This is a genomic window from Candidatus Neomicrothrix sp. (genome assembly GCF_035329545.1).
Classification (GTDB): Bacteria; Actinomycetota; Acidimicrobiia; order Acidimicrobiales; family Microtrichaceae; genus Microthrix; species Microthrix subdominans.
On sequence record NZ_DAOLGP010000024.1, the window covers coordinates 21,982 to 46,818 of the forward strand.

The 24,837-nt window shown below is 70.0% G+C and carries 22 protein-coding genes; 13 read left to right on the plus strand and 9 right to left on the minus strand.

The window, feature by feature from the left end:
- Positions 1-34: 34 nt before the first annotated feature.
- From gnd to PKD89_RS13230, 4 genes are read left to right on the plus strand one after another with little or no spacing between them, the layout of a single operon-like run.
- Positions 35-1,075, plus strand: coding sequence for a phosphogluconate dehydrogenase (NAD(+)-dependent, decarboxylating) (gene gnd / locus PKD89_RS13215; protein ID WP_287378906.1), 1,041 nt, complete (start codon positions 35-37; stop codon positions 1,073-1,075).
- Positions 1,072-2,556 (plus strand): glucose-6-phosphate dehydrogenase, encoded by a 1,485-nt coding sequence (zwf, locus tag PKD89_RS13220; protein ID WP_287378909.1) that lies wholly within the window; start codon positions 1,072-1,074, stop codon positions 2,554-2,556. Before gnd ends, zwf begins: the two co-directional genes overlap by 4 nt.
- A gap of 2 nt (positions 2,557-2,558) precedes the next feature.
- Positions 2,559-3,275 carry a 6-phosphogluconolactonase gene (locus PKD89_RS13225; protein WP_324332493.1) on the plus strand — a complete coding sequence of 239 codons (717 nt, stop codon included), beginning with the start codon at positions 2,559-2,561 and terminating at the stop codon, positions 3,273-3,275.
- Positions 3,272-3,655 carry an RNA-binding S4 domain-containing protein gene (locus PKD89_RS13230; RefSeq protein ID WP_287389889.1) on the plus strand — a complete coding sequence of 128 codons (384 nt, stop codon included), beginning with the start codon at positions 3,272-3,274 and terminating at the stop codon, positions 3,653-3,655. The genes PKD89_RS13225 and PKD89_RS13230 overlap by 4 nt, the downstream gene beginning before the upstream one ends.
- Before the next feature lie 23 nt (positions 3,656-3,678).
- Here PKD89_RS13230 and PKD89_RS13235 read toward each other — a convergent pair whose 3' ends face one another.
- Complete coding sequence (locus PKD89_RS13235; protein ID WP_287389888.1) at positions 3,679-4,065, minus strand: CrcB family protein; 387 nt, start codon at positions 4,063-4,065, stop codon at positions 3,679-3,681.
- Between the two features lie 69 nt (positions 4,066-4,134).
- Here PKD89_RS13235 and PKD89_RS13240 point away from each other — a divergent pair, with 69 nt between their 5' ends.
- Positions 4,135-4,623 (plus strand): fluoride efflux transporter FluC, encoded by a 489-nt coding sequence (locus PKD89_RS13240; protein ID WP_289011421.1) that lies wholly within the window; start codon positions 4,135-4,137, stop codon positions 4,621-4,623.
- Here the strand turns inward: PKD89_RS13240 and PKD89_RS13245 are convergent.
- Genes PKD89_RS13245 through PKD89_RS13255 form a run of 3 tightly spaced genes read right to left on the minus strand, consistent with a single transcriptional unit; the run spans position 4,620 to position 7,978 of the window.
- On the minus strand, positions 4,620-5,717 hold the full coding sequence (locus tag PKD89_RS13245; RefSeq protein WP_289011420.1) for a Zn-dependent alcohol dehydrogenase: 1,098 nt from the start codon (positions 5,715-5,717) through the stop codon (positions 4,620-4,622). The two genes, PKD89_RS13240 and PKD89_RS13245, sit on opposite strands and share 4 nt — an antisense overlap.
- 56 nt (positions 5,718-5,773) lie before the next feature.
- Entirely contained in the window at positions 5,774-6,463 is a 690-nt protein-coding gene (locus PKD89_RS13250; RefSeq protein ID WP_287389885.1) for a YaaA family protein, read from the minus strand.
- Positions 6,464-6,520: 57 nt separating this feature from the next.
- Complete coding sequence (locus PKD89_RS13255) at positions 6,521-7,978, minus strand: AMP-binding protein (protein ID WP_289011419.1); 1,458 nt, start codon at positions 7,976-7,978, stop codon at positions 6,521-6,523.
- Between the two features lie 223 nt (positions 7,979-8,201).
- On the opposite strand from PKD89_RS13255, the gene PKD89_RS13260 reads away from it, so the two are divergent.
- Positions 8,202-8,666, plus strand: a complete 465-nt coding sequence (locus PKD89_RS13260) for a DUF3054 domain-containing protein (RefSeq protein WP_289011418.1) — start codon at positions 8,202-8,204, stop codon at positions 8,664-8,666.
- Positions 8,667-8,745: 79 nt separating this feature from the next.
- Positions 8,746-10,863, plus strand: a complete 2,118-nt coding sequence (locus tag PKD89_RS13265) for a GAF domain-containing SpoIIE family protein phosphatase (protein ID WP_289011417.1) — start codon at positions 8,746-8,748, stop codon at positions 10,861-10,863.
- A gap of 14 nt (positions 10,864-10,877) precedes the next feature.
- Here the strand turns inward: PKD89_RS13265 and PKD89_RS13270 are convergent, their stop codons facing one another.
- Together PKD89_RS13270 and PKD89_RS13275 are read right to left on the minus strand one after the other, a co-directional pair.
- The gene (locus tag PKD89_RS13270; protein ID WP_289011416.1) at positions 10,878-12,293 is read right to left on the minus strand and encodes a hypothetical protein; all 1,416 of its coding nucleotides are present in this window, start codon (positions 12,291-12,293) and stop codon (positions 10,878-10,880) included.
- Positions 12,290-14,131 carry a carboxyl transferase domain-containing protein gene (locus PKD89_RS13275; RefSeq protein ID WP_289011415.1) on the minus strand — a complete coding sequence of 614 codons (1,842 nt, stop codon included), beginning with the start codon at positions 14,129-14,131 and terminating at the stop codon, positions 12,290-12,292. Before PKD89_RS13275 ends, PKD89_RS13270 begins: the two co-directional genes overlap by 4 nt.
- A gap of 125 nt (positions 14,132-14,256) precedes the next feature.
- On the opposite strand from PKD89_RS13275, the gene PKD89_RS13280 reads away from it, so the two are divergent.
- Positions 14,257-14,559, plus strand: coding sequence for an arsenate reductase family protein (locus tag PKD89_RS13280; RefSeq protein ID WP_287378921.1), 303 nt, complete (start codon positions 14,257-14,259; stop codon positions 14,557-14,559).
- 3 nt (positions 14,560-14,562) lie between these two features.
- On the opposite strand, the gene PKD89_RS13285 is transcribed toward PKD89_RS13280, so the two are convergent.
- The 3 genes from PKD89_RS13285 to PKD89_RS13295 all read right to left on the minus strand — a co-directional run bounded on the left by PKD89_RS13285 (position 14,563) and on the right by PKD89_RS13295 (position 19,649).
- Positions 14,563-15,930: an amidase gene (locus PKD89_RS13285; protein ID WP_289011414.1), complete on the minus strand. Its 1,368-nt coding sequence runs from the start codon at positions 15,928-15,930 to the stop codon at positions 14,563-14,565.
- Positions 15,931-16,130: 200 nt separating this feature from the next.
- On the minus strand, positions 16,131-16,955 hold the full coding sequence (locus PKD89_RS13290) for an Ltp family lipoprotein (RefSeq protein WP_289011413.1): 825 nt from the start codon (positions 16,953-16,955) through the stop codon (positions 16,131-16,133).
- Positions 16,956-17,810: 855 nt separating this feature from the next.
- The gene (locus PKD89_RS13295) at positions 17,811-19,649 is read right to left on the minus strand and encodes a chloride channel protein (RefSeq protein WP_289011412.1); all 1,839 of its coding nucleotides are present in this window, start codon (positions 19,647-19,649) and stop codon (positions 17,811-17,813) included.
- A 42-nt stretch (positions 19,650-19,691) separates the two neighbouring features.
- On the opposite strand from PKD89_RS13295, the gene PKD89_RS13300 reads away from it, so the two are divergent.
- The 5 genes from PKD89_RS13300 to PKD89_RS13320 all read left to right on the plus strand — a co-directional run bounded on the left by PKD89_RS13300 (position 19,692) and on the right by PKD89_RS13320 (position 24,829).
- A complete protein-coding gene (locus tag PKD89_RS13300; protein ID WP_287389862.1) occupies positions 19,692-20,558 on the plus strand; it encodes a TrmH family RNA methyltransferase in 867 nt (288 codons plus the stop codon).
- Positions 20,558-21,550 (plus strand): homocysteine S-methyltransferase, encoded by a 993-nt coding sequence (mmuM, locus tag PKD89_RS13305; protein WP_324332494.1) that lies wholly within the window; start codon positions 20,558-20,560, stop codon positions 21,548-21,550. The genes PKD89_RS13300 and mmuM overlap by 1 nt, the downstream gene beginning before the upstream one ends.
- Positions 21,551-21,567: 17 nt before the next feature.
- Positions 21,568-23,037, plus strand: coding sequence for an alpha,alpha-trehalose-phosphate synthase (UDP-forming) (locus PKD89_RS13310; RefSeq protein WP_287378926.1), 1,470 nt, complete (start codon positions 21,568-21,570; stop codon positions 23,035-23,037).
- Entirely contained in the window at positions 23,034-23,861 is an 828-nt protein-coding gene (otsB, locus tag PKD89_RS13315; RefSeq protein ID WP_287378927.1) for a trehalose-phosphatase, read from the plus strand. The genes PKD89_RS13310 and otsB overlap by 4 nt, the downstream gene beginning before the upstream one ends.
- A 77-nt stretch (positions 23,862-23,938) precedes the next feature.
- Positions 23,939-24,829: an AEC family transporter gene (locus tag PKD89_RS13320; RefSeq protein ID WP_287389858.1), complete on the plus strand. Its 891-nt coding sequence runs from the start codon at positions 23,939-23,941 to the stop codon at positions 24,827-24,829.
- The last annotated feature ends 8 nt before the right edge of the window (positions 24,830-24,837 follow it).

Below are 24,837 nucleotides of genomic sequence, written 5' to 3' on the forward strand. Positions count from 1 at the left end.
AAGGAGGACAACGAGCGAACTCGTGGGGGGATTGATGCAAATCGGAATGATCGGCCTCGGCCGAATGGGCGCAGCGATGGTGCACCGCCTGATGGGGGCCGGTCACGACTGCGTGGTCTACGATCCGAACCCCGAACCGGTGGCGGGGCTGGCTACCGACGGCGCCACCCCGGCGGCATCGCTGTCGGAGTTTGCCGCGGCGCTGACGCCGCGCCGCGTGGTGTGGGTGATGGTTCCCGCTGCGGTGGTCGGCGCCGTCGTCGATGAGTTGTCGCCGCTGCTCGAGCGGGGCGACATCGTGATCGACGGCGGCAACAGCTACTACCGCGACGACATGGCCCGGGCGGCGCGGCTGGCGGAGTCGGGCATTGCGTACTTGGACGCTGGCACGTCCGGCGGCGTCTTCGGCGCCGATCGGGGCTACTGCCTGATGGTGGGCGGTGATGACGAAGCGGTCGCCCACGTCGAGCCGGTCCTCGCCGCGCTGGCGCCCGGGATCGATGCCGCCGAGCGCACCCCGGGGCGAACCGGCGAACCGAGCACGGCCGAACAGGGGTACCTCCACTGCGGGCCCTCCGGCGCCGGACACTTCGTCAAGATGGTGCACAACGGCATCGAGTACGGCCTGATGGCCGCCTACGCCGAGGGCTTCAACCTGTTGCACCACGCCAACGTCGGGGCCGAGCAGGTCGACGTCGACGCCGAAACCACCCCGCTGCGGGACCCGGATGCCTACCGATTCGAGCTCGACATTCCCGAGATTGCCGAGCTGTGGCGGCGGGGCAGCGTGATTCCCTCCTGGCTGCTCGACCTGACCGCCGCCTCGCTGGTCGAGGCGCCGACGCTCGACGGCTTCGCCGGCCGGGTGTCCGACTCGGGCGAGGGGCGCTGGACCGTGCTCGCAGCGGTTGAGGCCGGGGTGCCGGCACCGGTGTTGTCGGCTGCGTTGTATGAACGTTTTGCCAGCCGTGGAAACGACGACTTCGCCAACAAGGTCCTGTCGGCGATGCGCTACCAGTTTGGCGGCCACCACGAGAAGCCGGCCGACGGCTCGACCGGCGGGGCGGGAACGTGAGCGCCCGCCCGGCCCCCGGAGGCCTGACCTGCGCCGGCGACGCCGCTCACTCCGACGCCATCATCTTGTTTGGCCCCACCGGCGACCTGGCCCGCAAGAAGGTGTTTCCCGCGCTGTACGACCTGGCGCTCGCCGGCCGGCTGGACGTGCCGATCGTCGGGGTGGCCAGCAGCGACTGGAGCGTCGACGATCTGCGTGACCGGGTGCGCAGCTCGCTCGACGAGGAGGTCGACGGCCAGCTCGACCCGGCCGCCCTCGGGGCGATCGTCGACCGGTTGAGCTATGTGTCGGGCGATTACGGCGACGACGGTATCTTCGACCGGGTGGGCGAGGCGCTCGACGGCGCCGAAGCGCCGCTGGCGTATCTGGCCATCCCTCCGTCGATGTTCGAGACCGTGATCCTGGGCCTGGCCCGCATCGGCGCCAACGACTCCGGCCGGGTGGTGGTCGAGAAGCCGTTCGGTCGCGACCTGGCCAGCGCTCAAGAGCTCAACGCCACGCTGCTCGCCCATTACTCCGACGACCAGGTGTTTCGCATCGACCACTTCCTCGGCAAGGAACCCACCCTGGACCTGCTGGTGTTTCGCATGGCCAATGCCATGTTCCACCCGGCGTGGGACCGTCATCACATCGCCAGCGTGCAGATCACGATGGCCGAGGACTTCGGCATGGAGGGTCGGGGCCGCTTCTACGAGGAGGTGGGCGCTACCCGGGACGTCGTGCAGAACCACCTGCTCCAGGTGCTCGCACTCGTTGCGATGGAGCCGCCGATCGACACGAGCGCCCGCGAACTGGCCGAGGAGAAGCTGAAGGTGATGCGGGCGATGCGAACCGTCGAACCCGCCGATGTTGTGCGGGGCCAGTACGACGGCTATCGGGACACCGACGGCGTGGCCCCCGATTCCGAAGTGGAGACCTACGTGGCGCTGCGGGCCTGGGTGGACTCGTGGCGCTGGGCGGGCGTGCCGTTTTTCATCCGGGCCGGCAAGGCCATGGAAGAGACCGCCACCGAGGTGGTCGTCGAGTTTCAGAACCCGGCCCGCATGTTCTACGCCGACCCGCAGTCGCTGCGCCCCCACTCCAACCACCTGCGGTTCCGTATGAAACCGGGGGAGGGGGTGTCGCTGCTCGTCTCGGTGAAGGGCCCCGGCGAATCGATCGTGTCCCAGCCGGTCGACCTGCGCTACGAGTACGACTCCAACCGCGACGGACCCCACCAGGATGCCTATGCCCGGCTGATCGGCGACGCGCTGCGGGGCGACCAGACCTTGTTCGCCCGGGCGGACGCGGTCGAGGAGGCGTGGCGGGTGGTCGACCCGATGGTGGCCGAGGGCCCGCCGGTGATGCCGTACGCACCGGGGACCTGGGGTCCGGAACTGCACGAGGACCTGCGACCCGATCAGCTGACGGCGATGTTGAACGCCACCCCGGAGGGTGGATGGCACCGGCCGCTGCTGCCCGACGACGCCGGACGGGTGTGACCGTGCAGGTCGAGTACACGTCGCCGGACCAGTTCGCAGCGACGTGCGCGCAGGTGACCGCCCGCCTGATCGCTGTGGCGCAGGCCGAGCGCGGCTGGGCCTCGGTGGCGTTCTCGGGCGGATCGACGGTTGGCCCGGTGTTCGACGAGCTGGTGACGCTGGCCGCCGATCCGCCGTCGCCCGACCTGGTGGTCGACTGGGGCCGGGTGGGGGTGGCCCAGGTGGACGAGCGCGTCGTTGACTTCGATCAGCCCGACCGCAACGGCGCGGTGCTCGTCGAGCGGCTGCTCGACGCCCTGCCCGTGCGCCCGGCGATCGTCGAGCTGTTGCCGGTCGAGCTGGTCGACCCGGGCGGCTGGCTCGACGCCGCCCGAGCCGGGCTGGCCCGGGCCACAGGTGTTGGGTCGAGCTTCGATGTGGTCCAGCTGGGCCTCGGCCCCGACGGCCACACCGCATCGTTGGTGCCCGGCGATCCGGTGCTTGAGGTCAGGTCCGACCCGGTCGCCCTCACCGGGCTCTATCAGGGACATCGGCGCCTGACGATGACCTACCCGGTGCTCGACGCCGCCGGGGCGAGGGTGTGGTGGGTCGAGTCGGCGGCGCCGGGGCAGGCCAAGGCGCAGGCGGCGTCGGCTCTGCTCGCCGGGGACCGCTCGGTGCCGGCCGGTTGGGTCGAACGGGCGGAGACGACCGTCGTGATCGACGCAGGCGACGGGTGAGTGACGGCGCCACCCGGCTGGACGCCTGGGTGTGGGCGGTACGCATGGCAAAAACTCGCAGCGCTGCCAACGAGGCGGTGAAGGCGGGCCGGGTCCGTCTCAACGGTGATGCCGCCAAACCGTCGGCCCGGGTGGTGGTTGGCGACCGGGTGGAGGTGCGGCGCGGCACCTGGCGTCTCGAGGTGGAGGTCCTTGAGCTGCGCTCCAAACGGGTCGGCGCGCCGCTGGCCGAGGCCAGCTACCGGGTGCTGTCCGAGGACCGACCCGAGCGGGCGGGTCCGGTGGCGGCCTGGGCTCAGCGCGATCGTGGCTCGGGCCGACCAACCAAGCGCGACCGTCGCCAGCTGGAACGGTGGCGACACGAGACCGGTGATGCCTAGCCGTTCATCGCAGGGGGTGCCGTTCAGAACAGCACGGTAGCCAGCCGCAGCCCGACGGCGCCCAGCGCGACGCTGAGGATCAGGTTGGTGAGGGCCACCGTTGCGGCGCCGGCCCAGCGATCGTCCTCGACCAGGCGCACCACCTCGACCGAGACGGTCGAAAAGGTGGTGAGCGCCCCGCACAGGCCGGTGCCCAGGGCGGCGGCGGGGAGCGGGCCCAGCGAACCGTCGCGGGTCGCCCCGACGATCAGGCCGAGGATGAACCCGCCGGCCAGGTTGACCACCAACGTGCCCAGCGGCCAGGCGTGGGACTCGTGGTCGCCGAAAGCCCACCACTGCATCCACCGGTCGGTCAGGAAGCGCATCGGCGCGCCCAGCGCCCCGCCGATCCCAACCATTAACCAAACCACGGCTGGGATCCTACGGGTGGGGGCGGTTCACCGGGTGGGACGGACGGCCCGCCGGTACCCTGGCCGGCGATGCCCGCTGATCTCTCAGCCGGAAACGGCGAACGCGGCCCGTCGGTCGACCCCGACCTGCTCGAGCGCCCGGGACACGGCCCGCGCGGGGAGGTCTGGCCCGGATTCGACGTTCTGCTGGCCGTCTCGGTCGGTGGGGCGCTCGGGGCCCTCGCCCGCTTCGGGTTGGCCAGGTTGGTGCCGCCGGACGATCTTGGCGTCCCTTGGGCGACGTTGATCGCCAACGTTTCCGGCAGCCTGCTGCTCGGACTGTTGACCGCTGTGGCGATCGACCGGTTCCGCAGCCACCGGTACCTTCGCCCGTTGCTGGGCGTCGGGTTGCTCGGCAGCTTCACTACCTATTCGACGCTGGCGGTCGAGCTCGACACCCGGCTGGGGCAGGGGCGCGTCGGCCCAGCGGTGGCCTATGGCCTCGCCACCATGGTGGCGGGCATCGCTGCGGCGGCGGCTGGGCTGTGGCTCGGGCGGGGGCTGGGTCGCCGGCCCTAGACCGAGAGCAGCGTGCGAAGCCCTTCGCCGGCCTTCATCGCCTCTGCGGCCCGGTCGAGCTCGGCCAGCGGCCGACGGTCGGTGATCAGTGACTCCAGGTCGAGGCGGCCCGATCGGTACAGCTCGAAGATGATCGGGATGTCGCGCAGCGAGTTGACGCCGCCGAGCAGGCAGCCCATCAGGCGCTTGCCCGAGATGGCGAAAAACGTCGGCGACAGCTCGATCGTCTCCTCGATCGGGCCGGCCCCGACCAGCACCGTGGTGCCACCGTTGCGGGTGGCAGCCAGCGCTGTTTCGACCACCCGGGCCGAGCCGACTGCCTCGAAGGCGCAGTCGACGCCGATCCCGGCCGTGACCGCCTGCACACGGGCGATTACGTCCTCGCTGCTCGGATCGATAAAGTCGGTGGCGCCAAAGTCGGAGGCGAGGTCCAGGCGGTGGCGTTGCGGGTCGGACACCACGATCCGGTTGGCCCCGGCGATGCGGGCCCCGGCGACGATCGACATGCCGATGCCGCCCAGGCCGAGCACCGCGACCGTGTCGCCCGGACGCACACGAGCGGTGTTGAACGCCGCACCCAACCCGGTCTGCACAGCGCAGCCGACCACGCTGGCCACCTCGAGCGGGACGTCCTCGGGCACCCGGACCACCCCGGTCTCGGTGGTGAGAACACGCTGGGCGAAGCCGCCCACGCCGAGGCCGCGGTAGACGCTCTGGCCACCCCTCGACAGGCCGGTCGAGCCGTCGGGGAGGGCGTTGGTGAGCAACGACGCCGAGTTGACGCAATGGCTGGCCTGGTCGCGCACGCAGTGGTAGCAGCGCCCGCACGGCGGGATCGGGGTGACGACGACCGGGTCGCCCACGGCGATGCCGGTGACGTCGGCGCCCAGCTCGGCGATCCGGCCGCCCACCTCGTGGCCGAGCACGATCGGCATCGGGGCGGGGTGGCTGCCCTCGAGCATCGACAGGTCGCTGTGACACAGCCCGCACCACTCGACCTCGACCGTGACCTGCCCCGGGCCGGGTCCGGCGACCTCCAAGTCGTCGATCATGGTCACCGGCCCCCCGGCGATCTCCAACAGCGCTGCTCTCATCGGTGCCCCATGGGCGCAGTGTGCCACGGGGCGGGGTGGTGCCGGCGAAGTGGCACTCAGAAGTCGGCGCGGAACACCACGTAGGGCTCGGGCCCGTCGAGCGTCGAGGCCGCGGTGTCCAGTCGGTAGCCCGCCGGGTGACGGAACCTGACCAGCGCCTCCGGCTCGACGAGGCGGTTGGTGACCAGGTGTCGCACCAGGGCACCCTTCAAGAGCTTGTTCCAGTGCGACACGGTGGCACCCTCGACGTTGACGAAACGCACGGTGATACGCAGGTGGGTGTCGACGGCGGTGGGGTCCCACGCGGCCGAGTGCTCCTGGGGGAGCAGGTCCCACACGATGGCGCCCTTGAGATGATCGGCGAGCACCGGCGTGAGGTGCGGCTTCCACCACGAGGCCAGGCGGCCCATCGGCTCCAGGCGATCGCCGGGGCCGAGGCGATGGTCGGGCATTGGGTCGCTCAGGCCGGATGCGCCCAGCAGACCGTTGAAGATCAGCACCGAGGAGCGGGCCCGACGCCGAGCGGCGGCGTTGAGCGAGGGGTAATCGAGCTCCCGATACAGCACGCCGTCGAAGCGCTCGATGCTTCGCTTGGTCGGAGCGTCTCCCAGGTCGGCGGCCGACACCACCTGGGCGCGGAACTCGTCGAGGGCGGGCAGGCTGGAAGCCCCAGGTGACCACGGTGCCCCCGATCCGCCGTGGCGGGTGCCACGGCTGTGGGGGAGGAGGATCGAGAGCTTGCGCATGCACTCTGGGTTAGGCCCCAGCGGGTCGGCCGGGCAAGTCCGATGCCGGCCGGGCGGCTATGGCCGGCCGAAGGCGTCACGCAGCGACACCTTGTCCACCTTGCCCATCGCGTTGCGGGGCAGGGCATCGGTCCAGTGCAGGCGGCGGGGGATCTTGTAGGCGGACAGCTCGGAGCGCGCCGCCTCGACCAGCTCGTCGCCGAGGGCGTCGAGCGGACGATGATCCGGCGATGGCACGACAATTGCGGCGACCACCTGCCCCCACTCGTCGTCGGGGAGGCCGATCACCGCCACCTCCACCACCGACGGGTGGCGTTCGAGCACCGCTTCCACCTCGGCCGGGTACACGTTGAGCCCACCGGAGATGATCAGGTCCAACGAGCGGCCGACCAGGAAGAGGTAACCGTCGTCGTCCCAGCGCCCCAGATCGCCGGTGCGAAACCAGGCGGCATCGCCGGGGTGGGCGGGCGCGGTGCGGTCGCTCGGGTCCGGCGGACGCCCCCAGTACCCGTCGAACACGCTCGGGCCGCGCACCTCGACCATCCCCACGACCGAGTCGGGGTCTGGCTTGGCCGGGTCGGCCGGCCCGAGCCGCACCTCGACGCCGGGCAGCGCTTTCCCTACCGAGCCGGGCCTGCGCGGCCCGTCAAGCGGGTTGGAGGTGAGCATCAGCGTCTCGGTCATCCCGTATCGCTCGACGACCTCGATGCCGGTCCGCTCGGCGATGCGGTCGAAGGTCACGGTCGGGAGGGGGGCCGACCCGGAGGTGAACAACCGAATCGAGGTGCTCGCGCCCCGATCGAAGCCGGGCTCGTCGAGTAGCCGCACGTAGTGGGTGGGCACGCCCATGAACGAGGAGGCGCCGGGGAGCAGGTCCGCCACGATCGCAGCGTCGAAGCGGTCGACCCATCTCAGGGTTGCCCCCGAGGCCAGCGCACACCCCAGGGCGACGAACAATCCGTGGGCGTGGTTGGTGGGCAGCGAGTGGACGAGGGTGTCGTGTTCGCTGAAGCCCCAGGCTTCGACCAGCGCCGTCGTGTTGGCGCCGAGCGCAGCGCCGGTGATGGGGACGCCCTTGGGTCGGCCGGTCGTTCCCGAGGTGTACAGCATGGCGCAGGGTCGGTCGCCGTCGAGCTCGTCGAGGTCGACGGCCGGGGGATGGTGCTCGTCGGCGCAGGGCCGGCTGCCGACGAGGTCGTCGACGGCCCCGACTCCGTCGATCACCAGGGTCGGCGAGGCGTCCTCCAACACGTAGTTCACCTCGGAGGGAGTGGCCTGAGGTGCGACCGGCACCCACACCGCACCCAGGCGCAGCGCCGCCAGGTAGGCGATGAGCGATCCGATGGACTTCGGGGTCCTCACAACCAAGCGTTGCCCGGGCGCGGCACCGGCGCGGCGCAAAGACTCGGCCGCCGAGCCGGCCCAGGCCCACGCCTGGGCATAACTCAGTTCGGTCATGCGGTCGTGTGCCTCGATCAGCGGGCGATTGCCGAATCGATCGACCGTATTCGCCACCAACTCGACGAAGTGGGGAGCGGAGGGTGGCGAGATGTCGACTTGGGTCGATGGGTCGATGACGGCCTCGTTCGGGTCCGGACGGTTCGGTTCCGGGTGTTAGGTGGTCGCAACCTAGCGGCCCACCCGACGGGCGGGTCATGGCGGCGAGGGCTTCGGCGGCCCGACGGGGCCGCAACCGGCGCTCCCCGGCGATCGCCCGAGCGGCCTAGCCTGACCGACCATGGCCCTCGAGACCGAACCGGTTCCCCAACGTTCCGATGCCGCCAAGAGGCGTTCTCCGGGCAGCGCGCTGGCGTTGACCGCCTTGGCCGATGTCGCCGTGATCCTGGCGTTCGTCCTCATGGGCAGAAACAGCCACGAGGAGCGGCTCTCGCCGGCGTCGGTGCTGGGTGTCGCTGCGCCATTCCTGATCGCAGCCGCCCTGTCATGGGCAGCGCTCGTGCTGTGGCACCGCTCGAACGGCGGTGAGGCCGCAACTGCAGCCCTCCCATCGCTGCGCTTGGTGTGGCCCGATGGCGTGACGGTGTGGCTGGGCACGGCGGTGCTCGGCCTGGTGTTGCGCGGGTTGGTGTTCGGCGATGGGACGGCGGCCAGCTTCGTGATCGTGACCGGCGCCGTGCTCGGGGTGGGTCTGGTCGGCTGGCGAGTCGCAGTTGGCGTTCGCTCGAACCGCGCCGGCAGCTGAACCCGTCGAAGTGCGTCGCAGCCCATCGCAACGTGAGGTTGCCCCGGCGGCTCGGTGCGAACTCACCTAGTGTCTACCGGTGTCCCACGACTCGACCGGCTCGCTTGAAGCGTTCTTTTCGATGGTCGCTGCACAGGTCGCCAACCCCGAACGGCTGGCGGCGGTCGGCGCCACCGGTCTGGCGACTAACACCGATGATCCCGCCTTCGATCGAATCGCCAAGCTCGCTTCTCGGCTTCTCGGTGCCCCATTTGGGTTCGTCACGCTCGTCGATGACCATCATTCCAACTGGTTGGCCTGTGTCGGGATGCCGAGCGACGATCGGTCGGAGCGCCACACCAGGGTGGAAGAGTCGTTCTGTCAGTACGTCGTCGGGCTGGGCGACGTTCTGCTGATCGACGACGCTCGAAGCGACGCGCGAACGCGTCACAACCCTTCGATCGAGTCGATGGGGGTGGTCGCGTGGGCGGGGGCGCCGCTGCGCTCGACCGAAGGTGATGTGCTCGGCACCGTGTGCGTGGTCGACACCGAAGCTCGCAGCTGGACGGCCGACGACGCAGCGCTGCTGATCGAGCTGGCAGCCCTCGCCGGGGAGTTGGTGGAGCGTGACCGGCAGGGGGTCCTCGACCATCGCTCCCGGTCGATCCTCGAGGCGATGATGGCCCGTTCTCCCGGCGGGTTTGGGTTCCTCGACACCGAGCTGCGGTTTCGGTTGGTTAACGAGGCGCTCGCAAAGATCAACGACACCGCCGCCGCCGATCACCTGGGGCGCAGCCTGGCCGAGATCGTTCCGGAGATGGCAGAACAGCTCGACCCGCTGATTCGCAGCGTTCTGAGCACCGGCGAACCGATCGCCGACGTCGAGGTCACCGCCCGGCCTTCGGCATCGCCGAACGACGAGCTGGTGTGCTCGGTCGGCTACTTCCGTATCGACGATGGCGACGAGCCGCTCGGGATCGGCGCCCTGGTCGCCGACGTGACCGAACGGGCCCACGATCGGCGGCGCCTGGAACAGTTGGCGAAGCTCACGCGGCGGATGAGCTCTGCGGAGACGGTCGACCAGGTGGCCACGGCGATCGTTCATGATGGCCCACCGGTCGTCGGCGCCGACCGAATGGTGGTGGGCCAGGCCGACTCCCAGACCGGAGTTTTCGAGCTGCTCGCCGCCGAGGATCCGACGAAGATCAGCTCGTTCCAGCCGGTGCGAGGCGACCGACCGCTGTTCGACCGCGTGCTTGCCACGGGCGAAACCGTGCTGGTCGGAAGCCGGACCCAGCGGCTGATCGAGTACCCGAGCGACGTGGAAATCGCCGATGCCGTGGGTGTGGTCGCCACCGCCACCGTCCCGTTGCGGCGACCGGACCATTCGATCTTCGGGCTGCTGACCGCCGGCTGGAACTACGAGGTGGCCCGGGACGACTTTCCGGTGGCCCAGCTCGAGGTGATCGCCGACCTGTGCGCCCAGACGCTGGGTCGTGCCCGGGCGGGCGTCGATCGGCGTGCGCTGGTCTCGTCGCTACAGACCGCACTGCTCAGCCCGCCCCCGCTGGTGAAGGACATCGAGGTGGCGGTGCGCTACGTCCCAGCGATCGACTCGCTGGGCTTCGGCGGCGACTGGTTCGATGTCGTGCCGATCGATTCCCGGCGCACAGCGCTGATCGTCGGCGACGTCGTCGGCCACAACGCCGGTGCCGCTGCGCGCATGTCGCAGTTGCGCACCGTGATCTCCACCCTGGTCCAGACCGGCACGTCACCAAGCGAGCTGTTCCGCCGTTGTGACGAGGTGCTCGGACTTCGCAACCAGACGACGATGGCGACGGTGGCCGCCGTCATCGTCGACACCGAGGCCAAGACCTTGAGCACGGTGCTGGCGGGGCATCCGCCGCCGCTTCTGATGCCGCGGGACGGCCCGGCCGCCCGCCTGCCCGCTGGCCTGCGTCCGCCGCTCGGAGTCGGGGCCGATCGACGAGACCCGGTCACCGTGCCCTACGAGCCCGGCTCGACGCTGTTGGTCTACACCGATGGGTTGATCGAGTCGCGCGGCGGGGACATCGATGCCGACATCGAGGCGCTGACCGCCCGCTTGGGTCGCGTCGGGCGCGGCACCCCCGAGAACGTTGCCGAAGGGCTGCTTCGCGTCGGCGCCGACCGGGCTTCCGACGGCGACGACATCGCGCTGGTCGTGGCCCGCCTTTAGCGAACCGGGCGACCTCAGCGCGAGATCGCGGCCCGGATGTTGGCCAGCAGGTCGTCCTCGGCATCGTGGTACACCGTGGTGATGCCGGTGGCCCGCTGGTGGGCGGCGGCGATCCAGTCCATCACCCGGTGGCAGTCGTCCTCGGTGCGGACGCGGGTGATCGAACCCAGCTCGGTCGCCGGGTTCTTCGGGTCCATGCACACCGCCAACGGCAGCACATCCTCGCACTCCAACATGATCTTCATCGTGCCCGAGTAGAGCGGCTGAAGGTGCAGGCTGGGCCCCTCGTTGTCCTCGCCACGGAAGCCCTGCCATGCGTTGCGCACGCGAGCGGCGAAGTTGACCGCCAGCGACAGGTCCTGGGAACCGCTGGCCGCCATCGCCAGCAACTGCCCGCCCTTGGCCAGCTGACGCCCGAGGTCGGCGCGCATCAGCACGTTGGAGGCCCGTACCAGATCGGGATCGATCCGGGCCCGTCGACGGGAGTGGGTCTGGGGGAGCGACAGGAAGGTCCGGGCCATGTTGGACACGACCGACACAGCGGGAATGCCGAAGGCGGCGCGGGTGGTCACCATGCGGCTCACCATGATGTTGAAGTGGTCGGCCAGGTCGACCAGATCCAGCTCCTCCTCCAACACGCCATAGGTGCGCCCATCACACATCGCAACGGTCAGGCCGGCGAGCACGACGGCGATGTCGACGATGTCACCGTGGTTGGTGATCAGGGCCACGTTGCGCCCGTCGATCATCAGCCGGTGATGGATGTCGGCGAGCAGGTCCGCCCGCCCGGGATCCGCGAATGGGGCAGCGATCTGGCGGTCGAAGAGCGGGGAGGCGGTCTGGGCGTAGAGCTGGACCGTCTCGATGCCCTGCGGCTCCGGCTCGACGGTGGTGGCCGTTGGATAGTGAAACGGCACGTCCGGGTCGAACTCCAACGGCGACAGCAGTGAGCTGTGGTCCGAACGAGCCAGGCCAGACACGCTGTCGAAGTACTCCTTGGGGTCGGCGGTTTGGAGCAGCGCGCTGGCCCAACCCTCCGGGTCGTCGGACTCGGCGTCGTGTTCGAGCTGTTCCTCATGGCGCCGCTCACGGGCATCGTCCCAGGCCTCACCGAGCCGTTCCCGGATGGTGGCACCCCGCCGCTCATCGGTGGCCGCGTCGTCGGCTGGGTCGTCGCTCATGTCGTCGATCACCTCGTCGGTCGGGTTCTCGGGGTAGGCGTTGTCCTCGTCGGCGGAGCGCTCGTCCAGGGGCGCTCGCCGAGCGTCGTCCCTCCCGGGAGCGAGGGGGGCTGGCCCCGCCGCCACGCTGGATGGGGTGGGGTCGTCGCCGGGGCGGTCGGCGGGGGTTCCGGCCTGCGCCGAGGTCCGGTCGGGGGCGTGGTCACCGTTGCGGTTCGGGCCGCCGGCGACGTCGTGTGGTGAGGTCATCGGCGTTCTGACCCGCCCGAGTGCGCCGAGGTCACATTTGGTCCGAGCAGAGCGGCGCACACCCAGCGTCGGGTGTCGGCCGGGTCGATCACGTCATCGATCTCGAACTGGGCGGCCACGTTGGTGGCCCGCCCGTGGTCATAGGCCGCCGCGACCAGGTCGTCGAAGAGTGCCTGGCGTTTGGCCGGATCGGCCTCGGCCTCCAGCTCGGCCCGAAACCCCAGCCGGACCGCCCCCTCGAGTCCCATGCCGCCCAGCTCACCGGTGGGCCAGGCGACGACGAACTCCGGCGCCTTGAAGCTGCCAGCGGCCATCGCCTGGGCGCCCAGCCCGTAGGCCTTGCGCAGGATGACGGTGCCGCAGGGCACCGACAGGTTGGCGCCGACGACGAACAGCCGGCTCATGTGGCGCACGGCGGCCGCCGATTCCGACTCGGGGCCGACCATGAAGCCGGGGGTGTCGCAGGCGAAGAGGATCGACAGCCCGTGCGTGTCGCACAGCTGGAGGAATCGGGCGGCCTTCTCGGCACCCTCGGCGTCGATCGCCCCGCCAAGGTGGGCGGGATCGTTGGCGACCAGGCCGATCGGGTGGCCGTCGATGCGGGCGAGCGACGTGATGATGCCGGGGGCGTAGCCGTCGCGCAGCTCCATACGGCTGTCGACATCGACCAGCGCGTCGAGTACCGCCCGCACGTCGTAGACCTTCAGCCGGTCCTCCGGGATGAGGTGGCGCAAAACCTGTTGATCGGCGACGAGGTCGGCATCCGGCTCGATCGGGCCCTGGAAGTAGCCCAGGTAGCGGCGGGCAGCCGCGACGGCGGCAGCGTCGTCGACCACCCGGACGTCGACGACGCCGTTGGCGTGCTGGGTGTCGATCGGGCCGATGTCCTCCGGGGTGAAGGTGCCCAGGCCCCCACCCTCGATCATCGCCGGGCCGCCCATGCCGATGTTGGCGTCCTCGGTGGCGATCACCACGTCGCAGCAGCCCAACAGGGCGGCATTGCCCGCAAAGCAGCGACCCGATGCGATGCCGACGAGCGGCACGGTTCCCGCCAGGCGGCCGAACAGGTGGAACGCCATCGTGTCCAGGCCCGATACCGTGGTGGTGTCGGTGTCGCCCGGCCGGCCGCCGCCCCCCTCAGCGAAGAGCACCACCGGCAGGCGCCGCCGCTCGGCCAGCTCGAAGAGTCGATCCTTTTTCCGGTGGTTCTGATACCCCTGGGTGCCGGCCAGCACCATGTAGTCGTAGGACAGCACCATCGCTCGGGCCCGGTCGGCTCCGACCGCCTCGGCTCCGATCGTGGCCAGGCCGCCGACCAGGCCGTCGGCGGGGGTGCGTTCGATCAGGTCGTCGACGCTGCGACGTTGGCGCTGGGCGGCGATCACCAGCGGTCCGTACTCGACGAATGAGCCGTCGTCGACCAGGTCGTTGAGGTTCTCCCGGGCGGTTCGTCGGCCCCTGCCGTGCACCTTGGCGACCGCATGGGGCCGGGCGTCGTCGAGCCCGACGTCGTGGCGGCGTCGCACTGCGTCGAGGTCGTCGCGCACGAGTTCGAGGTCGATCTCATCGACCGACGCCTGGGCCGCATTCGCCTCGCCCTCACCTTCGCCCGCGCGAAGCGTGGCGATCACGGCGCCGCGCCCGATCTGGAGGTTCGCTGCGGTGGCGACCTCGACGATCACCCCGGCGGCGGGTGCCACCACGTCGTGGTGCATCTTCATCGACTCGATGATGGCGAGCATCGAGCCCGCACCGACCCGGTCCCCGGCGGCGACGGCGAGCTCGACGACCCTGCCCTCGAGGGGCGAGGTGACGGTCAATAGTTCCGCGGCGGCCATCGGCCGAGCCTGCCAGGTTGGGCAAGGCGTTGCCGACGATTAGGCCGGCGGCGGCGGCCTATGGTGGCCAGATGACCAACGTCACCATCTATCACAACCCCAATTGAGGCTCGTCCAACAATGCCGTGAGCATTGCTGAGGAACTGGGCGTCGACTACGAGCTTGTCAACTACCGCAAGGACCCGCCGGACGAGGCGACCCTGCGTGACCTGATCGCCAAGCTGGAGGACGAGCCGACCGCCCTGGTGCGCCGGGATGCGCTGTTCAAGAAGCTGGAGCTGAGCGACGCCGACGTGGCGACCGAGGATCAGATCGTCGAGACGATCCTGGCCAACAAGATGATCATGCAGCGGCCGGTGGTCGTCGCCGGCGACACCGCCATCATCGGGCGCCCCAAGGAGCGCATTCGCGAGCTGCTCGGCGGCTGAGGTTCAGAAAGGCCCAAACGGCGAGTAACCGGCAGGGTGCAACGGCCAGGGCGCCACCTCCTCGAGGAGCGCCGCCGCGCCGAGCGCCAGTCCGTCGTCGTAGCGGGCCGACACCAGCTGCATGCCGACCGGCACGCCGTGGTCGTCGAACCCGGTCGGCACCGACACCGCCGGGTGACCGGTCATGTTCAGGTCGGTGGTGTTGGTGGCGATCGCCAGGTCGTCCGTGGTGCCGGCGCGGGTGGGCAGCGGCCCCTCCGGGCCCCATGACCCGACGTTGGTCACCGGCGACATCAAGATCGTGTCCGGAGCCTCCGGATCGCAGACGACGGCGTCGATTGCTGCGCTGAGCAGCCAGCGGGTGTCGTCGGCGGCCAGGTAGTCGGCCGTGGTCACCGCCGCGCCGAAGCCCAGCATGAGCGCCAGGCTGTCCTCGGCCTCCTCCCAGCGGTTGCGGTGAGGCTCGAGAGCGTGGGCGAGATCGGCGCTGGCGATCGTGAACCAGGCGAGCGTGGCGTCGGTCGGCACCAGGCCGCTGCGCTGAACCACCTCGACGCCGGCCGCCTCGAACGAGGCACAGGCGGCGTCGAACGCTCGGCGCACGTCGGCGTCGACGTCGGCCCGGAAGGTGGGGGTGGCGATGACCCGGCGGGGCCGACGGGGCTGGAGGTCGATCGCCCCTGAGGGGATCGACATCGGGTCGCCGGGGGTGCCGCCGAGGATCACGCTGGCCTCGACGGTGACGTCGGCGACCGAGGTGGCGGTGGCGCCCAACGTCGACAGCGACGGCCAGGCAGGTTTGACGTCGCGGCCGACTGCGCCGGTCGTCGGCTTGTAGCCGACCAGGCCACACGCCGAGGCGGGGATGCGAACCGAGCCCCCGCCGTCGGAGGTGGTGGCCAGCGGCACCATGCCGGCCGCGAGCGCTGCGGCCGACCCGCCGCTCGACCCGGCTGGTGACCGGTCGCGGTTCCAGGGGTTGCGCGTGCTCCCGAAGAGGCGGTTGGTGGTGAACCCGGTGTGGGCGAACGCCGGAGTGTTCGACTTTCCGACCACGATGGCGCCGGCCGCCCGCAGCCGGGCGACGACCAGGCCGTCCGCAGCTGCGGGTGGAGCGTCGGCCAGCCAGTCGCTGCCCATCGTGGTGGGCATGCCGGCGACGTCGATCAAATCCTTGACCAGGACCGGAAGCCCGGCGAGCGGTCCGGTCGGGTCGACCCTTTCGGCATCGGCGAGCGCCTCCTCCGCCCGCAGGCCAACGACGGCGTTCATCGCTGGGTCGTCGGCCTCGATGCGCCTCAGTGCCTCGGCGACCAGCTCCCTGGGGTGCAGCTCGCCCGTTCGAACCCGCTTGACCAACTCGGCCCTCATCGCAATCTCCCCCTGGTAGAGCAGTGAACCGTCGTTCCACGGGGGAGGGTATCGGGCCTCGTTTGCTGGAGGGGCCCGCAGCAAATGCGACAAGATGCGGCACCCCCCAGTCGAGGACCGGGCGGATGGGGAGCGATGATGTCCTTTGGCTGTGCATTTGCCGTCGGCTCTCAGCCGGGTGCACACGTTTCATCAGACTGTCAACAGAGCCCCACTTGACTCGCTGCGAAGTTCGCCTGATCGATCGTGTATTGGTCGCCGTACTCGGACGAAAGCTGGTCGATCAGCCCTTGGCAGGAAAAGCCGGAGAACTCAAGGTAGGAGCTTGCGCTTTGGACCGCTTCGGCGTTGTAGTCGACGTTCAAACTGTCAACAGCGGCCGTGGCGTCCTGCACGCTGAATTGATCACCATACTCAGATGAGATTTGGTCGATGAGTCCTTGGCGGGAAAAGCCAGAAAAGTCCAAGTATGACTGAGCAGCGCGAACCGCCTGCTGCTCCGAGACCGACCGGGCCGGCTCAGTTGGCGGTGGGGCAGCGGTGGTTGGCGGTGGGGCCGCGGTGGTTGGCGGTGGGGGCGCGGTGGTTGGCGGTGGGGCCGCGGTGGTTGGCGGCGCGGTTGTGGTTGGTTTCGCGGTTGTGGTTGGTTTCACGGTTGTAGCGGACCCGCCGGCCTCATTCATTTCAACTGGCGGGCTCGAGGAATTGGTGATCCCAGCGATCGTAGCTAATGCAAGTACTACCGCAGTGACAACAATTTTGGTGGTCTGACTGAACCGCTTGTTGATCCACACAAAGATCAACCCAATTGGGAAGCAAAACAGTAATGACAGGGCGAGAACCCAGATTTGTTCGTACCAGGGCGTTTGCTCGTTTACTCCGATATCTCCCGAACCTGGATTCGGACCGGTGGCAATTGGTACGCCTTGAGTAGTGGGCGGAAGCGGTTGAGGGGCGGCCTGCGGCGGGTACCAGTTGCCGTCCGAGGCTTGCCACCACCCCGGGCCCTGTGCCTGATCACTCATTACAATGCCTCCTGGATGGGTCACAGAGCTGAGGGAATTGTCTACTACCGAGGTGGTGAGAGGCGCAGTTCGAGGATCGCTATTTGATTTGGACTATGCCGTCCTAAGTCTCTTTACCGTTGCTTCCGCCCGTTCCGGAGACGCATTCATGCCTTTCATCTGTTGCCCACCCGGTCCGGCTTGAACCGGGGCCCACCCTTCCCCGCCTTGACCACCCCTCTCACTTCGAATGGCTCCTCCATGCACCTGTGCCGGGCCTCGATGGGCAGATCCGTCCAGGTCCCGCAACGTGGCCGGTTCCTGGCCCACCGCCGGCGCTTTCGCCACCACGGAGTTACGCCGCAGCCGCCCGGCTCGCTCCGCCGGTGCTGACCGGGACGAGACGGGGTCGAGCTCGCCACTGCCCAGCATCCCACCGAAATTGTGCAGGGGCGCTTCCGCTTCAGCCAGTTCCACGGCGACCGCCCGCCTTGCCGCCACTGATCGTCGAGCGCCACCCCAAGCCGGACGAACCCGACACAGTCGAGCAGGGGCAGGTGCTCGAACTGCTTGAGCCACACGCAACCTGTAAACCCATCCCAACCGAAACTTGGGAGCTCAAAGCGCGCCCTGACGTACCTCTCCACTCCCGGATGGCCATGGCTGGGGACGACGCGTGGGCAGGGAATCGGTCTACCCTCTTATGCCAACGGCACGTTTGCCGTCGAGCTCAGCGCCGTACAGCGCCAGGGACTCGAGGCGATCTTCGAGGACGGGATCTGCGACTACTCGGCCGGGGCGATCGGCGCAGTGCCGGTCGGCGGCACCTGGCAGCGGTACTCAGGGCCGACCCGGAGGGGCGATCACCGGCGCGGACTATTCGGCGTCGAAGTCCTTGGGAAACGGGTCCCTGGCACCGGTCTCGGTCGCGGTATCGGGGCCGGCGTCGGCCGCCGCTTCGGCTTCGGCATCGACGGCTTCGGTCTCGGCGTCAGCATCCGGATCGGGGGCCAGCCACTGACGGGTCGACGGCAACAGCACCTCGCCGGGCAGCGCAGGCGGGGGAGCGGCGGGTGGCAGCGGGGGTTCCCGCTCGGGCAGCTTGGCATCCCCGACCGGAGGGGGCCCCTCGGATTGGCCCTGGCCGGTGATCGGCTTCATCTCCCCGGTCAGGTGGCGGACCTCACCGGTCACCTGACGGACGCCGCCGGTGGCCAGCTGCTGGATTTCCGACGTGTCGTTGCGCTGATCGACCAGCTTCGGTCTGGTCGGCTCACCGACGGGAGGCCGCACCACCTCGGCGACCGGCGGTTGCTCGCCGGTGACGACGGGGCGTCCGGTCGACAGGGGCGGCGCCCCGTCGGCGTCGGGGCCGACCGTGCGTATCTCGCCGGTCAGCGGATCGCTGCCCCGCCCAGCGCCGCGGCTGCGTCGATTGCCCGACACCAGCTGCGCCTTCTTTTGGTAGGCGGTGAAGCTGTGGGAGCCCATCATCAGTTCGGCCGCCACCGCTGCGAGCAGCCCCGGCACGACGAAGCCGGGCCGCCCGGTGGTCTCGGCGACGAACATCACGGCGGCCAGCGGCACCCGGTATCCGGCCCCGAGCACTGCGGCGATGCCGATCACCGGATACAGCGTGGTGCTCTCGGTGCCGATCAGCTCCCCACACAGTCGCCCGAGCAGCGCACCGGCGACCACCAGCGGCACGAACAACCCGCCGGGAACGCCCCCGGCCACCGACGCAGCGGTGCCCAGGTTGCGGGCGATCAGAATGATGACCAGCGCCCAGATTGCCCGGTTGTCCTCGAGCGCCCAGTTGACCAGCCCGTAGCCGGGGCCGAGCACGCCCGGGGTGTCGGCGGCCAGGCGTACCGCCACGCTGGTCGCCGAGATCACCGTGCCCGCCAGCAGCAGACGCCTCCAGTCGGGGCCGCGGGTGGAGAGGCGCTTGGCCAGCGCCAGGGCCGATGCGCCCCAGCGGGCGACCAGACCCGCGACGGCCCCGACGAGCAGGGCGATGCCAAGTTGGGGCACCATCACGTCGGTGGCGCCCTCGACGGGAAACAGTGGCTCGTTGCCGAGGAGCAGCGAGAACGTGACGTAGCCGGTCGACGCGCCGATCAGGGCCGGCAGCAGGGAGCTGTGGGCCAGGTCCCCTTGATAGGGCGACTCGATGGCGAAGATGGCGCCGGTGGCCGGTGCGCGGAAGACGGCGGCGACACCGCCGGCTGCACCGGCGACGAGCAGCAGCCGATGGTCGATGCGCCCGAACAGGCGGGGCAGGCGGCGTTGCACGGTTGCGCCGGCCGAGGCTCCGAGGTAGATCGCCGGGCCTTCGAGACCCAACATGTTGCCCGTGCCCAAAGCGACGGCGCTGGCCAGCACCCGACCCCGAAACGGCTTTCCGCCCAGCACGCCGCCCTCCTGGTGGAAGCGTTTCAGGTACTCGTCCGAGGTCGATGGCGTCGCCCCGCCCCCGACGGTGCGAAGGATGAAGTGGGCGGCGACCATCCCCAGCGGCGGCCCGATCGCCACGGTCCACAGTGGAAGGTCACGGAACAGTCCGAGCATCTCGAAGACCGCCACCTCGAAGACGACGGCGGCCAGGCCAGCGATGGCGCCGACCAACGCCGAGACCAACAGCACCTCACGACTGGCGCGAGCGAGTTCCTTCAGCTCCTCCGGGTCGGGGGTCGATGGCAGGAATCTCCACACGTGGCCCGACGGTACAGCCTGGCTGGACCTAGGTTGGGGGCGGTGGCCACTCCAGCGGCAGCGCAGCTTCCCGGGGCCATCACGGTTGCCGATGCGGGTGACCGGTTGGTCGCCGACTTCGTCGGGCTGCGGGACCGCCGGCTTGCGCAACGCCGACGCACCGAGGGGGGGACGACGTTCGGCCGGTTTCTCGCCGAGGGCGACCTGGTGACCGAGCGCGCCCTGCGGGCGGGGCACCGGTTGGTCGCCCTACTCGTCGATGCCGGGAGGACCGATCCCCTTCCCACCGGGGCCGACCAGGCGATCGCGGCGGGGGCCAGCCTGCTCGCAGCGGGACCCGACGTCGTCGAGGCGATCACGGGTTCGAGGGCCCATCGTGGGTCGATGGGGCTCTTCGAGCGCCCCGAGCCGCTGACTGTGGCGGCGGCGGTGGGTAACGCCCGCACAGTCGCCGTGCTCGAGGGCGTGGTCAACCCGGTGAACCTGGGGTTGATCGCCCGCAGCGCGGTGGCAATGGGCGTCGAGGCGCTGTTGTTGGACCCGACATGTGCCGACCCGTGGTACCGCCGGGCCTCGCGGGTGTCGATGGGGGAGGTGTTCGCCGTACCCCACGCATGGCTCGACGCCCTGCCCGGTGGCCTGGATCCGTTGAGCGCAGCGGGCTTCACCCTGCTGGCGCTGACCCCCTCGGAGGATGCCGTCGACATCGGGGCGGTGGCGCTCGGGCCAGACGACCGGGTGGCGCTGCTGCTCGGAGCCGAGGGACCGGGCCTCAGCGCGAGCGTATTGGCGAGCGCCGACGCGTGCGTGCGAATCCCGCTCTCCGCAGCGGTCGACTCGCTCAACGTCGGCGCCGCTGCGGCGGTGGCCGCTTACGCCGTCGGGAGAAATCGCAGGGAGCGCCCTTGATGGCGCCGGTCCCGGGCTCGCTGGCCGAGGCGTTGGGCCGGGGGCCGGTCATGGCGGACGGCGGGCTGTCGACCGTGCTCGCCGAGCTGGGAGCGGCGCCGTCGGGCGGCGGGTCGGCGCTGTGGACCGGAGAGGCGCTGGCCACCCGGCCCGCCGCGATCGAGGAGGCCCATGCGCGGATGATCAGCGCCGGTGCCCGGGTGGTGCTCGCCGCCGGCTATCAGGTCAGCCGCATGGGTGCGGTGGCTTCCGGTCGTCGGCCCGAGGAGGCCGATGAACTGCTCGTCGAGGCGACGCGCCGGGCGGTGACGGCCCGGGACAGCATGAGGGCACAGCGGCCGGGGCCGGCGTGGGTGGCGGCATCGATCGGCCCCTATGGGGCGGCGCTGGCCGACGGGTCGGAGTACCGGGGCCGCTACGCCCTCGCACGAAGCGAACTGGCCGAGTTTCACCGGGGCCGACTGACGGTGTGGGGCGAGGCGCAACGGCGACCCTCGACGAGAGCCGACGTCTGGTGGTGCGAGACGCTCCCCGACGGGATCGAGGCGGAGGTGCTCGCCGATGAGTTGGTCCGGGCGTCGACGGCGCTCGGGGAGCAGGGACTGCCCGTCCCCGAGATCGTGGTGACGATGACCGTTCGCTCGGACGGACGATGCCCGACCGGCGAGCCGGTCGACGAGGCGTTGGCTCCGATCCTCGGCGGCGGAGCGCTGAAGCCGATCGCGGTCGGGGTCAACTGCTGCGCACCAGCCGACGTCACACCAGCGTTGGAGCGCCTCGCAGGGGTCACACGGCTGCCCCTGGTGGCCAAACCCAACCTGGGTGGCGCATGGAACGCAGCGGACGGCCGTTTCGACGGGGCGGGGCCCTCGACCCCGGATCCGGAGCGCCTTCGACGGTGGTTGGACGTCGGCGCACGGCTGATCGGTGGCTGCTGCGGTACCGGCACCGCCGAGCTGGCCGATCTGGCCCGTCTGCTCTCGGCACACTGAAGCCTTAGTCTGGGGTGATGGCCACAGACGATGCGGTTCAGAAAAGCGAGGTCGACGAGGCGGACGGGGGAACCATTCCCAAGCACGGGACCTCCGGGTTGTTGGTGCTCGCCAATCGCCTGCCGGTGCGGCGGGTGACCTCCCCCGAAGGCACCCATTGGGAGACCTCCCCCGGTGGGCTGGTGACCGCCCTGTCACCCGTCCTCTCCCAGAGGAGCGACGCCATGTGGCTGGGATGGTCCGGCACCACCGGTACCGACGAGGAGGAGCCCCTGGTGGTCGACGGGCTGGCGCTGGCCCCCGTGCCGCTGTCGAGGGGGGAGGTCGAGCTGTTCTACGAGGGGTTCGCCAACCGCACCCTGTGGCCGCTTTATCACGACTCGATCGTCCGCTCGGAGTACCACCGCACCTGGTGGGACGCCTATCGGGCGGTCAACCGCCGCTTCGCAAAGGCGGCAGCGCTGTGGGCGGCCCCCGGTGCGGTCGTGTGGGTGCACGACTACCACCTGCAACTCGTTCCCGGCATGCTGCGCGAGCTACGACCCGATCTGCGCATCGGCTTCTTTCTCCACATCCCTTTTCCACCGGTCGAGCTGTTTCTCCAGCTGCCGTGGCGACGCACGATTACCGAGGGGCTTCTCGGCGCCGACGTCGTCGGGTTTCAGACCCAGGGCGGTGCCGCCAACTTCCGAAGCCTGGCCGCGCTGGTCGCCGACGCCAAGGTTGAAGGTTCCAACGTGCGCCTCCCCGATGAAGCCGGTGGGCGCACGATCCGGGTGGAGACCTTCGGCATCGGCGTCGACACCGCCACCCTCGAGCAGATGGCGACCGACCCGGAAATGATCGACCGGGCACGGGAGGTACGCCAAAGCCTGGGCAACCCGGAGCGGATCCTGCTCGGCGTCGATCGGCTCGATTACACCAAGGGCCTCGCCCGTCGCCTGCGGGCCTTCCGCGAGCTGCTCGAGGAGGACCGGCTCACCGTTGGGCGTCACGTGTTCATCCAGGTGGCCGAGCCCACCCGGGAGAACGTCAGCGACTACGCCGACTTCCGGGACCGCATCGACCGCATGGTCGGCGAGATCAACGGTCATTACGGCGAGGTCGGCGCCGTCCCGATGCAGTACCTGCACCGTCATCACAGCCTCGATGAGTTGGTGGCGTTGTACCTGGCCGCCGACGTGATGCTGGTGACGGCGGTGCGCGACGGGATGAACCTGGTGTGTAAGGAGTACGTGGCCACCCGCGTCGACAACACGGGGGCGCTGGTGCTGTCCGAGTTCGCCGGTGCGGCCGAGACGATGGGAGATGCGTTGATGGTCAACCCGTACGACATCGACGGCCTGAAGCTGGCGATCGAACGGGCGGTCAACATGCCGGTGGACGAGCAACACCGGCGCATGAGCCTGCTGCGCCAGTCGGTCATCGACAGCGATGTGCACCGTTGGGCCGAAGACTGGCTGGACGCCCTCGGTGTGGACCGATGAGCGCGCAGGTCGGGGAGCCGACCCTCGATGCCGCCCTCGTCGCCGCCCTCGACCGCGCCGCCGCTTCGGGCACCCTGCTGGTGGCCTGCGACTACGACGGCACGTTGGCACCAATCGTCGACGACCCCGATCGCGCTGCGCCGCTGCTCGGTGCCATCGACGCGCTGGCGGATCTGGCGGCGCTCCCGGCCACGTGGGTCAGCTTGGTGTCCGGCCGATCACTGGACGCGCTGGTGGCGCTGGCTTGCCCGCCCCGTGCGATCGGGTTGATCGGCAGCCACGGCGCCGAGCGTGTCGCCCCCGCCGGGGCGGCCGACCGAGAAGCCGGCCATGACCCCGCCGGGTTGCCCCGGCCGCCACACGATGAGGCGGCACAACTGTTGAAGGAATTGGTCGCCGAGGTCGGTGCCGAAGTGGCGCTGGTGCCCGGCAGCCGAATCGAGACCAAACCCGTCGGCGTGGCCTTCCATTACCGCCTCGCCGACCCTGTCGCCGGCGCACGCGCCGCCGACGCCCTGATCGAGCGGCTGGCAAACCGGCCGGGGGTCCACGTGCGTACGGGAAAGATGGTGGCCGAATTCGCGGTGGCGGGTGCCAATAAAGGTGAGGCGCTGAAGGCCTTGATCGACCAGACCGAGCCTGACGTCACCGTCTTCGTCGGCGACGACGTCACCGACGAAGACGGCTTTGCCGTGCTCGGGGACGCCGATATCGGAATCAAGGTTGGCTCCGAGGTCACGGCGGCGACCCACCGCGTGGCGTCGCCCGACGAGGTGCTCGCTGTGCTGGCTCGCTTGATCCAGCACCGTTCCCTGCGCGGCTGAACCCGTTGTGATCGGTCCGTGATCCGTACGCTCCGAGGTCGCGGCCGTCCCACCGCCCAGGCGGTCTCGTGATCGCAGTGGCGGTGATCCTGGGAGTGGCGGTCGCTGCCGGGCGCTGGCTCGAACCACCCCCGGGTGCGGCCGCTGGGACCGACTGGGTCGTGTTGAACCTGGCGTTTCCCGCACTGGTGCTGGCCACGATCCCAGGCCTTGAGCTCGACCGGACTGCGCTGGTGCCCGTCGCCGTCGCCTGGTCGATCGTCGTCGTGAGCGCCCTGGTCGTCTGGGTGGTGGCCACGCGCGCCGGATGGTCCCGGCAGGTGACGGGCGCCTTGCTGTTGGTCGTGCCGCTCGGCAACACCAGCTTCCTCGGATTCCCGGCGGTCGAGGCCCTGCTCGGTCCCGAGGGGCTGCCGACCGCCGTGCTCTACGACCAGCTGGGGACGTTCCTTGCGCTGTCGACCTATGGAGCGGTCATCGCCGCCCGTTATGGCGGCTCGGAGGCCGCCTCCCCGGGGGGTGCTGCAATGCTGCGCCGGACGGTGAGCTTTCCGCCCTTCGTCGCCCTCGTCGTCGCCTTCGCTCTTCGGGGTGTGGCGCTGCCCGGATCGCTCACCTCGGCCTTTGACGTGCTGGCGGCCTCGCTGACCCCGCTGGCGATGGTCGGGATCGGGCTTCGGCTGTCCCAGCGTCGCCTGAGCGTTCCCGACGGTCCGGTCGTGTTGGGCCTGGGCCTCCGCCTGTTCGTGCTTCCCGCCGCCGTGCTCGCCGTGGCGGTGGTGGTCGGAGGTCGTTCATCGATCGAATGGGACGTCTCGGTGCTCGAATCGGCCACGCCTCCGATGATCACCGCCGGCATCGTGGCGACGGCGGCCGGACTGGATGAGGACACGGTGACCTCGCTGGTCGGCCTGGGGGTGGTGATCGCTCTGTTCACCTTGCCGGTGTGGGCCGTGCTGATCGGTTGACGCCGATC

Excerpts from the sequence above, each read along its gene's own strand:
- PKD89_RS13285 (WP_289011414.1), bottom strand. The coding sequence starts at position 15,930 with ATGAGGGCCGAGTTGGTCAAGCGGGTTCGAACGGGCGAGCTGCACCCC.
- PKD89_RS13275 (WP_289011415.1), bottom strand. The coding sequence starts at position 14,131 with ATGGCCGCCGCGGAACTATTGACCGTCACCTCGCCCCTCGAGGGCAGG.
- PKD89_RS13260 (WP_289011418.1), top strand. The coding sequence starts at position 8,202 with ATGGCCCTCGAGACCGAACCGGTTCCCCAACGTTCCGATGCCGCCAAG.
- PKD89_RS13245 (WP_289011420.1), bottom strand. The coding sequence starts at position 5,717 with ATGAGAGCAGCGCTGTTGGAGATCGCCGGGGGGCCGGTGACCATGATC.
- PKD89_RS13310 (WP_287378926.1), top strand. The coding sequence starts at position 21,568 with ATGGCCACAGACGATGCGGTTCAGAAAAGCGAGGTCGACGAGGCGGAC.
- PKD89_RS13290 (WP_289011413.1), bottom strand. The coding sequence starts at position 16,955 with ATGAGTGATCAGGCACAGGGCCCGGGGTGGTGGCAAGCCTCGGACGGC.
- otsB (WP_287378927.1), top strand. The coding sequence starts at position 23,034 with ATGAGCGCGCAGGTCGGGGAGCCGACCCTCGATGCCGCCCTCGTCGCC.
- PKD89_RS13270 (WP_289011416.1), bottom strand. The coding sequence starts at position 12,293 with ATGACCTCACCACACGACGTCGCCGGCGGCCCGAACCGCAACGGTGAC.
- PKD89_RS13250 (WP_287389885.1), bottom strand. The coding sequence starts at position 6,463 with ATGCGCAAGCTCTCGATCCTCCTCCCCCACAGCCGTGGCACCCGCCAC.
- mmuM (WP_324332494.1), top strand. The coding sequence starts at position 20,558 with ATGGCGCCGGTCCCGGGCTCGCTGGCCGAGGCGTTGGGCCGGGGGCCG.
- gnd (WP_287378906.1), top strand. The coding sequence starts at position 35 with ATGCAAATCGGAATGATCGGCCTCGGCCGAATGGGCGCAGCGATGGTG.
- PKD89_RS13240 (WP_289011421.1), top strand. The coding sequence starts at position 4,135 with ATGCCCGCTGATCTCTCAGCCGGAAACGGCGAACGCGGCCCGTCGGTC.